14 protein-coding genes are annotated in these 18,342 nt (G+C 51.3%); 2 read left to right on the top strand and 12 right to left on the bottom strand.

Translation table 11 applies throughout. From position 1 onward, the window contains the following. Positions 1-20 precede the first annotated feature (20 nt). From ACI48K_RS13185 to ACI48K_RS13165, 5 genes are all read right to left on the bottom strand, one after another. Entirely contained in the window at positions 21-3,107 is a 3,087-nt protein-coding gene (locus tag ACI48K_RS13185; protein WP_475028048.1) for an MMPL family transporter, read from the bottom strand. Between the two features lie 250 nt (positions 3,108-3,357). After that, positions 3,358-4,308 (bottom strand): SDR family NAD(P)-dependent oxidoreductase, encoded by a 951-nt coding sequence (locus tag ACI48K_RS13180; protein WP_475028047.1) that lies wholly within the window; start codon positions 4,306-4,308, stop codon positions 3,358-3,360. A 14-nt stretch (positions 4,309-4,322) separates the two neighbouring features. After that, complete coding sequence (locus tag ACI48K_RS13175) at positions 4,323-5,060, bottom strand: SDR family NAD(P)-dependent oxidoreductase (protein WP_475028046.1); 738 nt, start codon at positions 5,058-5,060, stop codon at positions 4,323-4,325. Between the two features lie 113 nt (positions 5,061-5,173). Then, the gene (locus ACI48K_RS13170; protein ID WP_475028045.1) at positions 5,174-5,791 is read right to left on the bottom strand and encodes a TetR/AcrR family transcriptional regulator; all 618 of its coding nucleotides are present in this window, start codon (positions 5,789-5,791) and stop codon (positions 5,174-5,176) included. A 292-nt stretch (positions 5,792-6,083) separates the two neighbouring features. Next, positions 6,084-7,607 carry a glycosyl hydrolase family 18 protein gene (locus ACI48K_RS13165; RefSeq protein ID WP_475028111.1) on the bottom strand — a complete coding sequence of 508 codons (1,524 nt, stop codon included), beginning with the start codon at positions 7,605-7,607 and terminating at the stop codon, positions 6,084-6,086. Between the two features lie 568 nt (positions 7,608-8,175). Here ACI48K_RS13165 and ACI48K_RS13160 point away from each other — a divergent pair. Beyond that, entirely contained in the window at positions 8,176-10,737 is a 2,562-nt protein-coding gene (locus tag ACI48K_RS13160) for a glycosyl hydrolase family 28-related protein (protein WP_475028044.1), read from the top strand. 133 nt (positions 10,738-10,870) lie between these two features. Here the strand turns inward: ACI48K_RS13160 and ACI48K_RS13155 are convergent, their stop codons facing one another. The 3 genes from ACI48K_RS13155 to ACI48K_RS13145 all read right to left on the bottom strand — a co-directional run bounded on the left by ACI48K_RS13155 (position 10,871) and on the right by ACI48K_RS13145 (position 13,775). After that, positions 10,871-11,668, bottom strand: coding sequence for a hypothetical protein (locus ACI48K_RS13155; RefSeq protein WP_475028043.1), 798 nt, complete (start codon positions 11,666-11,668; stop codon positions 10,871-10,873). Between the two features lie 197 nt (positions 11,669-11,865). After that, positions 11,866-12,861: an aldo/keto reductase gene (locus ACI48K_RS13150; protein WP_475028042.1), complete on the bottom strand. Its 996-nt coding sequence runs from the start codon at positions 12,859-12,861 to the stop codon at positions 11,866-11,868. A gap of 170 nt (positions 12,862-13,031) precedes the next feature. Further along, entirely contained in the window at positions 13,032-13,775 is a 744-nt protein-coding gene (locus ACI48K_RS13145; protein WP_475028041.1) for an SDR family oxidoreductase, read from the bottom strand. A gap of 186 nt (positions 13,776-13,961) precedes the next feature. Here ACI48K_RS13145 and ACI48K_RS13140 point away from each other — a divergent pair, with 186 nt between their 5' ends. Continuing rightward, positions 13,962-14,543, top strand: coding sequence for a TetR/AcrR family transcriptional regulator (locus tag ACI48K_RS13140; protein WP_475028040.1), 582 nt, complete (start codon positions 13,962-13,964; stop codon positions 14,541-14,543). 96 nt (positions 14,544-14,639) lie between these two features. On the opposite strand, the gene ACI48K_RS13135 is transcribed toward ACI48K_RS13140, so the two are convergent. The 4 genes from ACI48K_RS13135 to ACI48K_RS13120 all read right to left on the bottom strand — a co-directional run bounded on the left by ACI48K_RS13135 (position 14,640) and on the right by ACI48K_RS13120 (position 18,271). After that, positions 14,640-15,107, bottom strand: coding sequence for a hypothetical protein (locus ACI48K_RS13135; protein ID WP_475028039.1), 468 nt, complete (start codon positions 15,105-15,107; stop codon positions 14,640-14,642). A 52-nt stretch (positions 15,108-15,159) separates the two neighbouring features. Continuing rightward, entirely contained in the window at positions 15,160-15,912 is a 753-nt protein-coding gene (locus tag ACI48K_RS13130) for an MOSC domain-containing protein (protein ID WP_475028038.1), read from the bottom strand. A 21-nt stretch (positions 15,913-15,933) separates the two neighbouring features. Beyond that, positions 15,934-17,205 carry an MFS transporter gene (locus ACI48K_RS13125; RefSeq protein ID WP_475028037.1) on the bottom strand — a complete coding sequence of 424 codons (1,272 nt, stop codon included), beginning with the start codon at positions 17,203-17,205 and terminating at the stop codon, positions 15,934-15,936. Between the two features lie 175 nt (positions 17,206-17,380). Beyond that, on the bottom strand, positions 17,381-18,271 hold the full coding sequence (locus ACI48K_RS13120) for a helix-turn-helix domain-containing protein (RefSeq protein WP_475028036.1): 891 nt from the start codon (positions 18,269-18,271) through the stop codon (positions 17,381-17,383). Between the last annotated feature and the right edge of the window lie 71 nt (positions 18,272-18,342).

The raw sequence follows: 18,342 nt of genomic DNA, 5'->3' as shown, positions 1-18,342 counted from the left end.
AGCCCCTAATTAAGACCCGTTTACTCCTCCCTTCGCTTTCCGCCAAGCGTATCCGGAATCGTCATTAGCGCGGGGACGAACATCGGCAGCAAAATAAAGGTCAGCACCAGCAGACCGACAATGACGGCGGATGCAAGCTCAATCAGCAGCACCAGCCCTGACGGTATTAAGGTGGCGAAGGTGCCTCCCAAAATAAACATGGCCGATATAATGACGCCCCCAACACTGCGCGCCGCGCGCAGAATAGCTTCGCGGTGATCCAGCTCGCCGTATTCCTTATACCGCATCATCAGGAAAATGCTGTAGTCCACTCCCACCGCCACGATGATGATGAAGGAGAAGAACGGAACAAAGGAAGAAATGCCCTCTCCGCCGATCACATAAGCCGATACCAGCTTGGATGCCCCCATCGCAACATAATAAGAGGCGATCAAGGACAAGACGATATAGACGGCCGGCCAAAAAGCGCGGATCACCCACACCAGCACCAGAAACACGCTGATGATCACGATAACGGCGGTGCTGTTGAAGGAAGCCAGTTGGGCTTTATTCATATCGTACGTCGTCGAAGTCGGTCCGCTGGCGCCATGGACTGCTCCGTCCAGCACCGTACTTGTCAATCCGGCGTCCGTCGTCTGGTTGATCTTCTCCAGGATATCAAGCGCCGCTGGCGAATATGGGTCCTCGTCAAGGACAACGGTCAGCTTGGTGATCATCCGATCTTTGGACATAAAGGCATCCTCGGCCTTTTGAAAAGCCGGGTCGGTTAAGGCTTCGCTCGGAATAAAAAACGTCTTCGCCGTGCCGAGCTGCGTCAGGAAACCGCTCGTTTTGCCAAGACCGCCGGAAATATCGCCCAGCCCTTGGCTGCTTTTTTGCAGGCCGGTTTTGAGTTGGCCCAGACCGCCCGTCAGGGTGCCAAGACCGGCGTTCAGCTTCTCCTGTCCGCTCTGGACGCTTGCCAGCGCGGCGTTCAGCTTGGCAAGATTGGCGGCGATTTGCTTGCTGCCCGAACTCCCCTGTTCAAGACCCGTCGTCAGCTTGCCTGCTCCTTTTTCAAGCTCGCTTAATCCGCTGGTGATTTGGGTTTGCGCGGCGGCAAGCTGCTTGAGTCCCGCGGTCGCGCTGCCAAAGGATGCGTTTAGCGTTTTATAATTTCCTTGCAGCTTATCAAGCCCGCTGGCGATGGAAGCGAGCGCGGTCGAGACTTGCTGCCCGGTGGTCCGCAGCGTCTGGTAATCCGTATCCCCGCTTAGATCGCTGTGGGTTTGCCCCAGCTTGCCAATCAGACCGTTCATGGAAGCAAGGCCGCTTTGCACGCCGGGTAAGCCGGCCGCAAGCTGGTCGAAGCCGCCTTGCGCGGTGCCATAGCCTTGCTGCAGCTTGCCAAGGCCGCTCGACAGCTGCGAGGTTTGCGCGGCGATCTCGCTCATCCCGCTTCTCAGCTTGCCGATGCCCTGCTGCAGCTGCTTCGCGCCCCCGGCCCCGCTTCCCACGCCGGAAGCAACCTTGTTGAGCGCAGCGGCAACTTGCTCATAGCCGCTTCGAACCTGGGCCGTGCCGGACACCAGCTTGCCCACCTGTGAGAGGTCCGCCGAATTACCGAAGCCGGCTTGCATTTGATCGAGCCCGCTTTTGACCCGGTCGACCCCGGTTTTCGAAGCTTCGATGCCTTTGGCGACTTCCGCCGTCTGGCTGCTGACGTAGAAGCTCTCAATCGGCGCGCCTTGCGGCTGCGTGACGCTGGAGCCGGATTTGACGCCGGGAATTTTCTTGATGGAGTTCGTCAGACCATCGATAACGGCAAAAGCGTCGTTGTTATCCATTGCCGTTTTGCCTTGAATCACCACGCTCGTCGGCAGCGACTGTCCCTTGCTGAAATGCTCGGCCACCAGACTGAAGCCTTTGGTGGAAGGATAACCGTTCCCCAGCTCGCTGATCTGGTCAAAGGACAATTTCTGCCCGCTGGTTAATAGGACGGGAATCATCAGGGCAACAATGACGATCACGGTAATCCACGGGCGTCTCGCGGAAAAGGTCGCAAGCGCGCCCATGAACCGGCTTTCCTTATGCCCGCCGGTTCCTTTCGATGGCCAGAACAGCTTGGGGCCAAACAGCTTCATCACGAACGGGGTGAGCGTCAAAATCTCCAACACCAAAATAACCGCGCCGATCGCCACGACGTTAGCCGACTTATAAATGCCGAAATTCGAGAAGCTCAGGCAAGCAAAGGCGAAAAAGATTGTCAGAATGCTGTACATGATCGTTTTGCCGGCGGTACGGTAAGACGTGAGGATCGCCTCATCCGTCGTTTTGCCGTGGGCCAGCTCTTCTTTGAATCGGTTGAACAGCAAAATATTATAATCCGTTCCGCAGCCGAACAAAATCAGCACCAGCAGCATTTGCGTGACGCTGGTCACCGGAAAGTTTAGCTTATCGATGGCCTGGGCCGCGATCCCCATGGAAACCAGATAAGAAAAACCCACCGTTAATAACGAAACGAAGGGTATGACGATCGAACGGAACATCACAATCAGCACGACCAAAATGAAGATAATGGTTAGGGCTGCGCTTTTTTCAACCCCTGCCGTCGTCGCTTTCAGATAATCGTTTTGAATAAAATCCTCGCCGCTTAAGTAAAAAGGCACCGTGACGTCTTGGAGCTTGGAGGCAATCTGATCTTTAATGTGGTCTACGGTACGTCCCTTCAAATCCAAAGTGAAAGTAGCCATCAAAATCGTGTTATCCTGGGAAACCAGCGAGGATTTCGCCTCGGGAACGGAAAACGGATCCGTGATGCCCGAAATGCCCAGCTCGTCCGCGTTATCCGCCAGCGTCTGGATTCCGGCTGCGATGTTCTGTATTTCGGCTTTCGTTAAGCCCTTTTCTTCATAAAAAATAAGGATATCGCTTCTGCCTTCGGTCTCGACCGGGTTCATTTTCTTCAGCAGCTCCGCCGCCACCTTGGACGGGCTGTCCGCAGGAAGCGGATCTTGTCCGCGTTCGTGCAAAATCGCGTTGATGTCCGGCTGAATAACCGTGAGTACGGCCGTAACGGCCAGCCAAAGCACAAGCAGCAGCCAGCGCCAGCGGATGATCGTATGCATGGTTCTCTTCTCCTTCATGTCTCTTTGATCTGTCCGGAATCACCCTCGGATTCCAGGCCAGCGCGAAAAAGACCATGCCCGCTCTCACCCGGCAGGAATTTTTTTCCTATCTGCTTATAGTGCGCATTGGCTGGGCTCGATATGCAGTTTTAGTAAAAACAGACACAGCCCGAAGGCGGTGCCTGATGAAATGAATAGACTCGTCCGATCACTATAGCTATCGACATATGATCCATGATTCTTAAGGCTTTCACAATCCGACGAGCCGTTCGCTTCCTTCCCACAGTTCTCGGGCTTTTTGTTTGTCGTATGAGATCGCCGATGTCTGTTTTTCCCTTGCTCCTGACCGATAGGAACCGATCATGCTGTAAAATTTCCCCGATATCCCCCAATATTGATCGGAGATCGCCATGTCAGCCAGCACCTTGGCCGAATTGCGCGGTGTACTCGCATTCGGGGCAAGACGAAGCAGCGGCCACAGCATCTTCAGCGCAAAGCGTGTTGCAGGCTTCCATTCCCGCAGCATGCCGGTCTGCATCCCTCCCGGATCAAACGTATTGACAGTAATGTCGCCTCGACCGGAATTGCGCAGCCTTCTCTCCATTTCGTAGGCAAACATCAGGATGCACAGTTTGGAGGTCGTGTAGGCTCTCCCCGTGAATTCGGAGATCGGCTCGCCTGCCGGCGGATTGGGATTGGCCAATTCCTCCACGCTTTTCAAGACCGGCTTCGGAAGCGGTGTTTTCGCCTGATCGTCATGAGAGATACTGGAAAGCACGATGATTCTCCCGCGTTCAGCCATTTGTTCGACTAATAAACGGGTTAATAAGAAATGCCCGAGATAATTGACCGCAAACGTGGCTTCGTACCCATCTTTGGACTGCTCGATATTGCTGGTGTATTGAACCCCGGCGTTGCAGATCAAAGCGTGCAGCGGCGGAAGGCCAAGCAACGGCAGCTGTTCCGCAAACTGTCGAACCGAATTCAGCGAAGCCAGATCCAACTGCAGAGGTGTGAAGCGATTTGCGCCTGCGCCTGTTTCCTTAACCAGAGTTTGAACCGCTTTTTCGATTCGCTCGGTATTTCGTCCCGCGATAACCAAATGATAGTCAGGGGAAAGCTGAGCGATGCGTTTGGCGCATTCATATCCTAGTCCTGAGTTGGCGCCCGTGATAATAACCGTTTTGGATGGTTGATTCATTGTCCTCCGTCCTCTCAAGCCGTAGTGGCCCCACCATCAATAACCAATGTTGCCCCAAGCACATAACTTGCCTCATCCGATAGCAGCCAAGCGATGCCTTTGGCGATTTCCTCCGGGGCGCCAATACGCTTGATCGGATTCATTTCCGCAAGCCGGGCAATCCGGGTCTCATCATCTCCAACCATATCTGTCTTCGTAGGCCCGGGAGCCACCGTATTGATTCGAATTCCCTGACCCGCATAATCAAGCGCCGCCGACTTGCTTAGTCCTTCGACCGCATGCTTGGACGCGACATATGCGCCGGCCGAAGCGGCGGCTCTCACTCCGGTCGTCGAAGAAACATTAACGATGGCTCCCCCGCCGTTTTTCAGCATTTGCTTGATCTCGTATTTCATGCTCAAATATGTTCCCAGCGTATTCGTACTCCATGTGCTCAGAAACGCCTCTTTATTGGAATCGGCCAAAGGCGTGTACTCCTTCATAACTCCCGCGTTGTTGACTGCCAAGTCCAGTCGTCCGCAGCGATCCGCAATAGTCTGATCGGCGTGGTGTACACTTTCTTCGTCCGTCACATCCACTCTGATGAAATAAGCTTCTCCGCCTGCCGAAACAATATCATTGACCACCTTTTGGCCCTCTTGTTCGCGACGTCCTCCCACAAACACAACCGCGCCGCGTTCCGCCAGTTCAAAAGCCGCCGCCTTTCCGATGCCGCTTGTGCCTCCCGCTACAAAAGCAATTTTGTTTTTCATGATAAAAATCCTCCTTTATTTTTTTGAAGTGAACATTCATTCTAATTTTGGTTAAAAAATAATGCCGATCCCTTTTACGGGCCGGCGTGGCCGCCAAATGCTGCTGCCGACAATCAAATCACCGCCTCTTGAAGAAGCAGATTAAATCCCTGGGCTGTGCTGACGGAGTTCCAGCAGGATCGAATCGCCATTTCAACAATCCCGGAGGAGAGCTCAAGGTTTCCTTGCAAATGGCCTTTTACCAGGAAAACCATGGTTCCCCAATGCATCTGCACCATCAGCCGGGGGTCGCTCGAAATGAACAAACCCTTCTGAATGGCCTCATCATACATTCGTGATAAAGGACCGCACCAGTTGTTATCATAGGCTTCTCTTTTTGAAGACTCGTAAATGTACGGCGAGAGGGAATATTGTTCCATAAACTGAAAAGCGTCTGGATAGTCGATACAAGACGTAACGACTTTTTTCCATACTTTCTCAAATCGTTTCGGAATCGGCGACTCGTCGTAAAAGTCCTGCAGCACGGTCTCAGTCTGGAATTCGACGATGCTTGTGTAGAGAACATTGACGATATCCTCTTTCCCTGAAAAAGCATTGTAAATACTCCCCATGGACACGCCGGATTCATTCGAAATCATGGACATTGAGGTGGCCTGCAAGTCATTCTCCCGGAGAAGTCTGAGCGTTGTCTCCAGCACCTTTTTTTGTGATTTTTTATATTTGTCGAACATCGCGCGCTCCTTTGCCGTTAATTAGAAAGAATGTTCATTCTAATTTTAGCATTTATTTTATAGCTGTCAACTTTGGCATCCGGCGCCTTGGCAGCATAACGTTCTGGGATCTTCGGAAGTCTTTATCGGATAAGCGATTTAATAGCTCATCATAACCTTTATAGCATCAGATAACACCGTATTCACGCACCGGGTATTTCCGGTTTCTGTACTGCAAGAAACCCGCATCTTGATTGAAGATGCGGGTTCTTCTTTGCCTATGAAGTGTTTAGCCTTACGCTTCCTTATTCCCCTACTTCAACTGCCACAACGCCGGCACGTTGGCCGGCTCCCATCCCGGGAGGGACGTATGCGCTTGGATGCAGGTATACACGCTGCCGTTATAGGTTACTTGGTCGTTGATGCTGTAGGAAACCCATGCCTGCCAAGGTTGAGCTTGGCCCGGGGTATCCTGTACGGCCGTTTTGCCTTGGACGGAGGCGGCGGTGGAAACATTGCCGGCGGCGTCTTTGGCGGTGACGGTGAAGGTGTAGGTCGTGTTAGGAGACAAGCCGCTGATGGTCGCCGTCGTAGTGTTGACGTTCACGCTGCCTGCGCCGTAAGAGACGGAGTAACCGGTTACGCCTACGTTATCCGTAGAAGCGTTCCAGGCCAGCGTGATGCTATTCGGCGCAGCCGCGGTCACGCGAAGCTGGCTTGGAGCGGTTGGCGCTGTCGTGTCGGGAGTCGGGTTTGGATCTGTGCCCGGGTCCGTCGTTCCGCCGTCGCCGAGGCCGTCCAGGTAAGCACGGTGCGAACGGGAAAATTCATAGTTGGCCGCCTTGTCCCAGTTGACCGACCAGGTCATCAGGCCTTTGAACCCGGGATATCCTTGCGGATTGCGCAAGGTGTAGCTGCCGCCGAACGTTTGGCCTTTCATGAGGTAATCGAGCGCTTTATGCACATTGGCCGGTGTCGTATAACCGCCGCCCGCCGCCGCTTGCGTAGCCGGAAGACCGATCATCAGCTGTTCCGGACGGAGGGCCGGGAACTTATAGTTGGCATTGCCGCCTACGTTAAAGCCCTGCAGTAGCATTTCGGCCATAGCTACTTGGAAATCCGCCGTTCCTTGAGCGTAGGTTTTTCCGTCAAGGGCGGTCATCGGGCCGGAGTTGTAATTCTGAACATGCAGATAATCCAGTTGATCGCGCAAAGCGTAAATCACCGGCAAATAAGCGCCCCAAGGGCCGCCATACGCCACATATCCGCCTTGCACATACGCTGTTTCCGGAGCCATAGTCAGCATGAAATCCGAACCGTAACTGTTCAAAATATCCCGCACCGCAGAGATCAGATTCACGATTTTCGGCGTTGTCGGGCTTCTGAAATCCACGTCGCCGCCATTCAGGGACAGCGAGCTCCCTTCCAAATCTATGTCCAGGCCGTTAAACCCGTACGTATCAATAATGCTCTTCATCGTTCTGACGAAGTTCTGCCGAGCCGTTTCGGAGGATAAATCCACGGTGCCGTTGGCGCCTCCGATGGAAATCAGCACTTTTTTGCCTTTCCCCTGCAGCTCACGAATATCCGACTGGAACTCGCTTACGGAAGCGTTATAAGGCTGAAACGCCATGTTTCCGCTTGTCGATCCCCCGGTCGGTTCGGCAAACGCGACCTGAATGACATCAAAATCCGGGGAAACGTCCCGAATCCGAATATTGCTGGAACCGTTGTCGAAATTGTGCCAATACCCGACCAGCTTATGATCCCCTGCAGCCCCGGCCGGTTTGCCGTCAACGAACGCGGAAAACGAAAAAAGCGGAACAATAAGAGCCATAGCGAGCAGCCAAATACTTGTTTTTCGGAAACTTTTTGCTTGAATCAATGTCTATTCCTCCCTGCAGCTAAAATTGCGGCTCCCCGTAGGACGCCGAAACTATCGAATTATCAGTTGACCTCCCTTTTCATAGATAGTCAATCTCGTAAAATAAGCCAAAAAAGAGATTGCTAGATGATATATTTTACATATTTCTCCATAATTCCTGCTATATTTTTCAAATTTATCATGGATATGAGAAAAACAGACGCGTTTCACATTCGATATTGGCCGGAGACCTCTTATGTATGAAGCCATATGGGGAATTATGACAAAAAAAGAAACTATGAATGATTCATAGTCCCATAATTCTTCCAGATTATGAAATAAGTTATTGATCGTTTTTGTCTAATTAAGGTATATTTTAGAATAATATGAATTTTTATCTAATCATTGCCTCAATTCAGGGTGGTTCTGTGCGTAAAAGTTAAAGCGTTTTCACATTTATCTTTTGAAAGGGGTGATGCGAACCTGCCATTAAGGCCTGGCATGAGCAACGTTTTTGACAATACTTTTTAGGGAGGCTGAAATGATGAAGAGGAATGGGATTTACAAATGGGTTACATGCTTTTGTGTCTTGGTATTATTGACTTCCTTCAATATACCGGGCGACGCGGCCAAAGCGGCCGCTCCCTGGAGAAGCGCGCTGTATCCGGACAATTGGACGCCGGGCTACAAAGATGCGCAGGGCCGGTTTCTTCATGACTTTTCCTATGCGGGTTATTGGCGAGGCGAAAAAAGCATTCCCCAAACTCCACCGGGGGCCACTTATAACGTTGTGACCCAATACGGAGCAGATCCAAGCGGGGCAGCCGATTCCACAAATGCGATCCAGAACGCCATTAACGCCGCCGGCAACGCTGGAGGAGGCATCGTGTATTTACCTTCAGGCACGTATCGCGTCAAACCTCAGGGAAGCAGTTCGAGCGCGCTTTGGCTTAATAAAAACAACGTCGTGCTTCGCGGAGCGAGCAAATCTTCCACATTTATCTACAACGACTCGACGAGCATGCGGAACAAAGCGGTCATTCGCGTGGCCCCGGTCAACAACGCCGACTGGTTTGCGCCAACGAACACGCCGACTTACACCCGCAGCGACATCCAATCGCAAGCCGTGAAAATTCCGGTAAACAGCGTCAGCGGGTACAATCTCAACGAATTTATCATCGTACGGTCGGACGCTACCAGCTCATTCATCGCGGAGCATGGGATGACCGGAAAATGGGACTCCTCGTTAAGAGGACCAACCTTCTACCGGAAAATTACGGCCATTGACACGTCCACCAACACGCTTACAGTAGACATTCCAATCCGGTATACTCTCAAAACCCGGGACGGGGCGCGCGTCTATAAAGTGGGCGAAGCCATTTCGGAAGTAGGGATCGAAAATATCTCCATCGGCATGAAGCAGCATACGGGAACGGGATGGGGCGATCTCGACTATAACACGCCGGGAACGGGCGCATACGACGTCCATGCCTCCAAGGCGGTCACTTTCGTCAACGCCAAGAACAGTTGGATGGACAACGTTAATTCCTACAAACCCGACGCCAACAGCAGCGACTATCATCTGCTGTCGCACGGCGTTACGATCAGCCAGTCCCGTTCCGTCACGATCCAGAATACGCATTTTCAAAAGCCGCAATATCGGGGCGAAGGCGGAAACGGATATATGTACTTGATTCAGGGCAGCGACAACCTGATTCAAAACGCCACGGCGACTAACGCCAGACATAGCTTCACGCTGTCCAGCATGTGGACAAGCGGGAACGTCATTTACAACAGCACGTCAAATCGTCCGCGCCTCGCTTCGGATTTCCACATGCATTTGGCCATGGCCAATCTATTCGATAACATGACAATGAACGGTGACTATCTCGAAGCCGTGTACCGGCCTTACGGTACCATTGAGCACGGCTGGACTACGACCCAATCCGTGTTCTGGAACACGAACGGCGTCGCATACCCTTCCGGCCAATCGGCCATCGTCAAATCGATGCAATACGGCAACGGGTACGTAATCGGTACGCGCGGCCCGGCGAGCGGAGTGAACTATGCGGTTTCCGCCTCCGACCGTTCCGCGCCGCAGGATTTCGTGGAAGGCATCGGCACCGGCGCGGATTTATACCCGCAATCCCTGTACCAGGATCAAAAAGCCAAGCGGCTTGCCGGTGGAGAACCGCCTGTCACCGACCCTGAACCAGATCCGGACCCGGTTCCTAATCCTGATCCCAATGATCTTTTGACCAACCCGGGGTTTGAAGCTGGCGACACGTCCGGATGGACGGAATGGCATGATGGTTCGCTCGCCCAAAAGGTAGACGCTGACTCACCTCTGGACGGAGGTTTTAAATTGACGCACTGGGCCTCCTCCGCCTACAAACAATTGACGTACCAAAAGACGAGTCTGCCTAACGGCCTCTATTCGGCCAGCGTATGGGTCCGCTCCGGCGGCGGGCAAAACGCGATGCGGCTGTTCGCCAGAAATTACGGCGGCGAAGAAATGACCGCCGAAATCGGAAACAGTCCGATCCCGAACTACACCAAATATACGATCGAGAACATTCCGGTCGCCAACGGACAAATTGAAATCGGCATTTGGACGGACGCCAACGCAAACAACTGGGCGGCTTTTGACAATTTCGAATTGGTCAGCAGCAACCCCAATCTTTTGAGCAACCCGGGATTTGAAGCCGGAGATACGTCGGGGTGGACGGAATGGCATGATGGCTTGCCCGCTCAAAAGGTGGATGCGGACCTTCCTCTCGAAGGCGGCTTTAAGTTGACGCACTGGGCCTCCTCCGCCTATAAACAATTAACGTACCAGCAAACAAGCTTGCCTAACGGACTTTATTCGGCCAGCGTGTGGGTTCGTTCCGGCGGCGGGCAAAACGTAATGCGGCTATTTGCCAGAAACTACGGCGGCAACGAAATGACTGCCGAAATCGGAAGCAGCCCAATACTGGAATATACGAAATACACGATTGACAACATTTCCGTGACCAATGGTCAGGTCGAAATCGGCATCTGGACGGACGCCAACGCAAGCAATTGGGCGGCCTTTGACAATTTTGAACTGGTGAAGAAATAATCAAGCAAAAAGCTTAACACTCGATCGGTGATAAACCGTCGAGCAAACAAAAAAGCCCTTAATCCCTCTTGCGGGAGGAATTGAGGGCTTGCTTATTGTCACATAGAAACCCTTGCTTCTTATCTTTTAAACTTTAGGTAACAATGTATTTTTCTTTTCGTTTCTCGCTAGCAAATAATACCAACGATAAAATTTGCAATAATAGTATTGGAATAGACAACCATAGAAATATAAAAGATATGATCGGTGCAAAAATCATAACTATCGCTTCTATACTTTGCAAACAAGTAAAACGGGTGAGTTTTTCGCTGGCGTCAAAAAACACGGAAATAAAGGCTGCCAATAGCATGAGACCAAATACAAGGGAAATAAAGGCAGCAGTTACGACAATCCTTCCCCAATATGCATCTTGCCCCAAAATCGCAGCTATATAGAACATGGAAACAATAAACGTAGCTGTGATTAGTATAATAGGTTTTAAAGGATCGTAGAGCTTTGAAACCGTCTCAAAGACATCGTTAGGCATACTTAAAGGAGATAGTTTTGCTTTGACTTTATCAAGACGATCGATTTCCTTTTGTACGAGGGATAATAGGGTCTTTAAAACCAGAAAGTTCTCTCTTGAGTAAAAATCTCTAAGAATCTGGCGAAGCTCTCCCGAAAAGTAAGAGCTTGCCTCTCCCAATTTAGTATATAGATGCTGTTTCGCTTGCGGATTCTCTTGCTCTTGTCGCTTCAATGCAAGAGCGATCGCCGCCTCGACACCGGCATACAAGTCCATCTGCTTTTGAATCAACGTTAATTGGGCTCGTTTGCTTTCGGACAGCATGGCCTTGAATTCTTTGTACATCCAAACAAATAACGTAAAAATAACGACTAATGCCAGCGACCAACCTGGGGAAAGCTTTAAATAGTCCACTAGTTTTTCCAACAAGCGCTATGCACCTCATAAGCATGATTATTATGTATACGAGTTTCATTATACTATAATTTGGAATCCATCTTACTAAAATTCCTCCGTTCTCTTTTGCCGTAAAATATAAAAACCCTTCAAGATATTCCCTAACCATACAACATGGCTAGAATTCCTCTTGAAGGTGTTTCTGCTTTATCTCCCGCTATTCAACCTCATCGGTCAATCGTCTCCATGATCCAATCCGGGTAACGATTGCCGGAGACTTTGCCTGGCGCCAAAGCGTCGTCCAGCAGCCGCAGCTCCGTGGACTCAAGCTGCAAATCGGCGGCGGCGAGGTTCTCCTCCAGATATTTGCGGCGTTTGGTGCCGGGAATCGGGACGATGTCGTCGCCTTGATGCAGCAACCAGGCCAGTGCGACCTGCCCTGGCGCCGCTTGTTTGGCTTCGGCGATCTCGCGCACGATGCGGGCCGCCTGCACGTTAGCGTCGAAGTTATCGCCTTGATAACGCGGATCGCTATGTCTGGTGTCGTTTGCCGGATACTCTTCCGCCCGTTTGACTTCGCCCGCAAGGAAACCGCGTCCAAGCGGACTAAACGGAACAAGCCCAATGCCAAGCTCGCGCAGAACCGGAATGATGTCTTCCTCCAGGTTTCTTTCCCACAGCGAGTACTCGCTTTGCAGCGCGGACACCGGATGAACGGCATGGGCGCGGCGAATATTGGTAACTCCGGCCTCGGAAAGGCCAAAGAAGCGCACTTTCCCCTCTTTAACCAGATCCCCTACCGTACCGGCGACCTCTTCAATCGGAACAGCCGGATCAATGCGATGCTGGTACAGCAAATCGATATAATCGGTGCCGAGCCGGCGCAGCGAGCCCTCCACCGCCGCGCGGATTTGCTCCGGTTTGCTGGCTCTTTCGGCTCCCACCTGCTTCCCGTCTTTGAACCGGAAACCAAATTTGGTGGCGAGCACAACTTCATCCCGCCGTCCTTTAAAAGCCCTGCCGAGCAGCTCTTCGTTCGTAAAAGGACCGTACCCTTCGGCTGTATCGAAGAAGTTGCAGCCAAGCTCGACGGCCCGATGCAGGGTGGCTATCGATTCGCTTTCGTCCGCCGGCCCGTAGGATTGGCTCATTCCCATACAGCCGAGGCCGATTGCGGATACCTCAAGCCCTTGACTTCCTAATTTGCGCTTATTTAATGTCATGAATATTCTCCTTTGGGTAAGTCTTAGTCTATATTATCCTCCGACTCCGGCAACGGTAGTATATTTTTTCTGCACAATCCTTGCCTAATGCTGCACAATCCTTTAAATACAAAAACAACCGATCCATCCGGACCGGCTGTCTTTCGTACATCGTATGAATTCGTCGTCTCTTACATCGCTTGACTCGTAGGTCTGACCACGATTTCGCTCACGCTGGTATCTTCAGGCTGACCGATAGCAAACGCAATCGCGTCGGCAATCCGATCCGGGGAAATACCCATATTCCGGATTTGGTCCGCCATGGCCAACATCCCCGGACTCTTGACTGATCCGAGCAGCTCCGTCTCCACCATCCCCGGAGAAATAATCGTCGAGCGGATGCGGCTAGTCGGCGACTCTTCCTGGCGCAGGCCCTCCGAAATGGCTCTGACGGCAAACTTGGTTGCACTGTACACCGACGAGCTCGGACTTACCACATACCCCGCCACCGAAGAAACGCTGATGATATGTCCCGCCTGCTGTTCTCGCATCGTCGGCAGCACTGCGGCGATCCCGTGCAGCACGCCTTTGATGTTCACATCAATCATCTGATCCCATTCCTCGACCCGCAGCTCGCTAAGCATGGAAACCGGCATGATTCCGGCATTGTTCACCAGCACATCAATCCGGCCATACTGCGCCAAAGCAAATTGTGCCAGTTTCAGCATGTCTTCGGCATTGGCTACATCCGCTTTGAAATAAGACGCTTCTCCGCCCGCTTGTTCAATTTCGTTAACGAGCGCTTGCAGACGTTCTTCTCTGCGTGCCGCGAGCACCAGCTTCGCTCCCTTTTGAGCGAGCTGCTTGGCTGTAGCTTCTCCAATTCCGCTGGATGCTCCCGTAATAATTACGACCTTCGATTGTATGTTTTCCATATATGATTCTCTCCTTAACAAAAAATTTTCGTCGTCATTTTTATCAACAAACGTTGATTATTTGACGCCCGTTGAGTATTATTATAGCTAGCTGAGAAAAGACTACAATCGCTAATCGATGCGTTTTTGTCGAATAATCAACATAGGAAACAAAAATGTTCATTTACAAAGGGGAGGCACACGATCATGGAAACCGCCGTTAAAATCGACAGACGGGTCGTCAAAACCAAGGAGGCGATTAACAAGGCGTTTCTGGAGCTTTTTTCCGAAAAAGAGTTCGAGCAAATCACCATTAACGATATCGCGGACCGGGCTAATGTAAACCGGGGGACCGTTTATCTGCATTATATGGACAAATACGATCTACTTGATAAATGCATCGAAGAACACATCACCCGGCTGATCGACTTTTGCGAACATCATGAGGATTACGAAAACATCGAATTGCTGGTCGGCAACCTGGAACCGGTATTCGTTTATTACCGGGATCATTACTCGTTTTTCTCCGCCATGATGGCCTCTAACCGGACGACCACCTTCCGCGACCGGCTGATGCAGTTTGTTTCCGCCAATTTGAAAGCCAAGCTGGATCTGCAAACCAAGAATCCCGAAATCGACAGCGAACTGAACGCCCAATTCATGGCTTCGGCTTTCGTGGGGATTGTGGAGTGGTGGATTCGTCATCAAATGCCGCATTCACCGGAATATATGGCGGAGCAGGTGCGGGAATTGTTCCTGAAAAATGGAGTTTATGGAGTCGTCCACTGAGGTTATCGGGGCTTACTCTCTGAATATAAGACAAAAAGCTCCTGTCCGGCTTTGCGCCGCAGGAGCTTTTTTATGTACCGCCAAGCTGCTATGTACCTACACTTTCGTGTTATCAAGTCCTTCATAAACCTTGTAACTGTTGACAATATGTCCCACCGCAAATAGAACGACAAAAATCAGGACATACCAGGAGTGCAAAACCGCGGCGGAGAACAGAAAATACAAAGCCGGACTTACCGCCAAAGGCACGGGGATTCCCCGCATCGGTAAGAACAATACCCGGTACTCCCTGCCTTTCATGTAATATCTGGCCCAGCCCGAATAATACATCAACAGCGAAAGCAGCATCCCGATAAACGCGACCACCTCATAGGTGTGATGAAGATAAAAAGGCGCAAACAGCGGAGCAATCAGCACTCCGAATCTCCCGATGCCTTCCGCCAGAGTTAACGGCAAAGGTTTGCGCGGTTCAGCGGCAGGCATATTCCGCGGCGCCAATCGGAAGAAGAGCATATTGGGCAGCAGGATCATAAACGGTATCAAAAGACTCCATGGATGAAGCAAAGCGTTCCCCCTCTAGTTCCTCGGTATTTTATAACATCAGGATATCATCCGGTTACGGAAGTAAGCTGTGAGAAACCGCCACTTCCTGTTCATCAAGCAGTGAAACGGAATCTCCGGTTCGAATCTCCCCCGTCTTGACCACGGAAGCGTAAACGCCGAAATGGAGGCCAAACTCCTCGTTCACGATTTTGAGGAGGGACGGGTCTTTCTCCTGAGTGTCCGGGTCCATCGTGATCACCACGCAGCGCTCGCAATAGCTGTCCACCTGCAGTTCAACCTCGCCAATCCTCAAGCGGCGTCCGATCCAGTCTCCTTCATACATGGACTCGTCGTCCAGAGCCACCACGAAATTGCCCCGAAACCGGCGCGTGTCCAAAGGCTGGCCCCACATGGCCTCAAGCTTCTTGAGACTGGCGTCCGTCATGAGCAAAATGCTTGCCCCTTCCACCGACAGCAGCTGCGGATGCTCGGGATGCGGATCCTTGACTAGGGACATCGTGATACAGGTCTTCGTCTGGCGCTGAATCTCCTCCAGCAACGCTTCGTTCCAGCCGAAAACACGCCCGTCCGGCGCCGTGATTCGGATTTCGCCATTCACAAACTGCGCCTGATAATTCAGCAAATTCGGAATATTCCGCGCCGTGATGTAGCGCCACCAGCCCTCTTTAGTCTCATCATAAAAGGTGCTGAAGCGATCACCCAACATCCCGTAAGGTTCAATAATGCAGCTCTCCAAGCTTTCTCCGGCCATAGATTTCACCGGGTAACGATAAATTTCGCGAATCCCACCAACCACTGATTGCATAAATCATTTCCTCCGTTTATCTCATAAATGGGCTGGATCTGCTTGGATAGCCGGTTTTCCCGCTTCAAGTAACTTATGGTTCCGCCCCATGAACAAGGACAGAATCATAATCAAAAGCCCCGTTCCGACAAGCAGCCATTCAATTCGAATGACATCGGCAATAGGACCAAAAATGAGCATGCCGATCGGCATCATCGAGTTCGAAATCATCCCGAACAAGCCAAAAATTCTCCCCATATAATTTTCGTCCACTTTCTCCTGGAGGATAACTGTGCCTGGAGTATTAAAAATCGGTAGCGCCACGCCAAATACGGCCATGAAGAATAAATAGATCCAAAACAGCGGAACTACCCCAAGCAAAAATGTGCAAGCGCCCATAATGATACTTGCGAAAGTCATTGAATGGATTCTATTGGCAAATCCTCCCCAGGAAGCAATTATGCCGCCCCCTGCCATCATCCCGACGGAAAAAGCGATTTCGATGGCGGTCAATCTCCATACATCATCGCCAAAGCTGCGCGTTACCTGTAACGGGGTGAGAAAGGCAGCCGGAGCCATCAGCACGAAGAGAAAGGCGAAAAACATAAAAAAGGTTTTCAGGAAGCCGTGCTCTTTGACATAGGTTAGCCCCTGTTTCATATCATCGAAATAACTCGTCGTTTGTTTATCCGCAGCCTTTTCATGTACCGGAATTTTGAAAAATAGCAACAACGTTAGAATAGCGATCGCCGCAGTAATAACATCGATGAAGAAGATCATTTCTATCGAAGCCATGGTAAGCAGCGCCGCGCTAACGATCGGTGACACGAACATGATTACAGCCTGCAGGCTACCGTTGGTTCCGTTCACTTTTGTCAGTTTGTCGCCGGGGACGATTTGCGGCAAAATGGCCCCGACCGCGGGAGTCTGAATGCCTGTACCAACGGCTCGGACCGCAGCCATAACAAAAAGCAGCCAAGTCGCGTCATATCCCATCAAAAAAACAAGAGCGAGAGTCAGAGTTGTAATCGCTATCATCCCATCCGATAAAATAATCTGCAGCTTCCGGTTATACCGATCCGCCCAAACGCCTGCAATCGGGGATAAAAGAAACGTCGGAATAAACCCGCAAATAATATACAACGTCATCATCATGCCGGATTTCGTATTCAGCGTAATATACCACAACATAGCATATTGCACTAAGGACGAACCAAATAGCGATATCGTCTGACTGCTTAAGAAGAGAACGATATTCCTTTTCCAATCTCCCAGTTCATTCGTGGTACCTGACAACCTGTCTGCGTTGTTCACAGCCATCCCCTCTCTGGTCTTTTCGATTTGGTGCCTTTTATTACCAAATGAGTTTCTCCCTATATTCTAATATAGATTAGGCTCCTTAAAAAGTACTACCGCTTTTCCCTCCAAATTGCCCTCAAGGGGGATCACGGAAATGCCTTTATCGCTGCTCTGCATGATCCGTCTTTCGTCACTCCAGCCGAAAAACCTTGTATCGCTTGCGATATTCCCCCGGCGTCAGCGAGGTTTGGCGTTTGAACAGACGCGTGAAATAGTTGTTGTCCGACAGACCGCATGCCTCGGCTATCTTTTTGAGCGGGAGCTCCGAATGCGTGAGCAGCCGTTTGGCCCGCTCCACCTGCAAATGATGCCTGTACTGCAGCGGACTCATTCCCGAATATTGCTTCAGGCATCTGGCTAAGTAATCGAAATGGTAATGCAGGTCCCGCTCCATTTGGGCAGAGTCAAACGGTGGATCAAGCCGTTCCTCCAAGTAGGAAGCGACCCTTTCGCCAAGGGAATAGGAACGCGCTCCCGGAGCGCTTTTTCGCATCCCGTTTTGCAGCTGCACCAGAAACTCGCCGAATAAAATGTGCAGTTCGAAGGAGCGCTGCGGCGTAAGCACCTGGTGCAGCTCCAGCATTTCCGCTAGCATCGGCTCGAGGCTCCTTAAATCGACGTCAGCAAATTTCGGTATATCGACGATAGCGGGATGAGGCTCCGTGTCCTGATCGGTTCGCTGCAGCAGCGGCTGCTGCCAGTTGTTTTTGTCCCTCAGCAGCGGCTGCAATTCCCCCATGCCCGGATACCGAAAATGAATCCAATACACTTCGGTTTCCGACTCGGTCGGCCGGTAACCGCGATGATGTTTTCCGGGCTCCAGAACAAGCATCATCCCCTCCAGCAAATCGTATTTGATCCCGTCCTCCTCCATATATAACGCGCCTTTGGAGCAAATGATCATATCGAAAACGTCAAATGTGCGCGAAAAATGGACCACCCCCGGCTGCCACCGCGTGCAGCCTACCGTCGCCAGCAACGGCACCGGCGGAACCTGAAGCTCAAGCACGAGCACCTTCATCGCCTCCCATTGGAACATGTAGAAATTGTACTATATTTAGTCGTAAATATCAGCTGTATCAAGGCGTTTTT

The organism is Paenibacillus terrisolis, from assembly GCF_056171975.1.
Note: the sequence above shows the minus strand (reverse complement) of the source record. Positions and strands in the feature narration are given on the sequence as shown.

What these genes read in the sequence shown, in the direction of transcription:
- ACI48K_RS13185 (WP_475028048.1), bottom strand. Translation starts at nt 3,107, where the DNA reads ATGCATACGATCATCCGCTGGCGCTGGCTGCTGCTTGTGCTTTGGCTG.
- ACI48K_RS13180 (WP_475028047.1), bottom strand. Translation starts at nt 4,308, where the DNA reads ATGAATCAACCATCCAAAACGGTTATTATCACGGGCGCCAACTCAGGA.
- ACI48K_RS13175 (WP_475028046.1), bottom strand. Translation starts at nt 5,060, where the DNA reads ATGAAAAACAAAATTGCTTTTGTAGCGGGAGGCACAAGCGGCATCGGA.
- ACI48K_RS13170 (WP_475028045.1), bottom strand. Translation starts at nt 5,791, where the DNA reads ATGTTCGACAAATATAAAAAATCACAAAAAAAGGTGCTGGAGACAACG.
- ACI48K_RS13165 (WP_475028111.1), bottom strand. Translation starts at nt 7,607, where the DNA reads ATGGCTCTTATTGTTCCGCTTTTTTCGTTTTCCGCGTTCGTTGACGGC.
- ACI48K_RS13160 (WP_475028044.1), top strand. Translation starts at nt 8,176, where the DNA reads ATGATGAAGAGGAATGGGATTTACAAATGGGTTACATGCTTTTGTGTC.
- ACI48K_RS13150 (WP_475028042.1), bottom strand. Translation starts at nt 12,861, where the DNA reads ATGACATTAAATAAGCGCAAATTAGGAAGTCAAGGGCTTGAGGTATCC.
- ACI48K_RS13145 (WP_475028041.1), bottom strand. Translation starts at nt 13,775, where the DNA reads ATGGAAAACATACAATCGAAGGTCGTAATTATTACGGGAGCATCCAGC.
- ACI48K_RS13140 (WP_475028040.1), top strand. Translation starts at nt 13,962, where the DNA reads ATGGAAACCGCCGTTAAAATCGACAGACGGGTCGTCAAAACCAAGGAG.
- ACI48K_RS13130 (WP_475028038.1), bottom strand. Translation starts at nt 15,912, where the DNA reads ATGCAATCAGTGGTTGGTGGGATTCGCGAAATTTATCGTTACCCGGTG.
- ACI48K_RS13120 (WP_475028036.1), bottom strand. Translation starts at nt 18,271, where the DNA reads ATGAAGGTGCTCGTGCTTGAGCTTCAGGTTCCGCCGGTGCCGTTGCTG.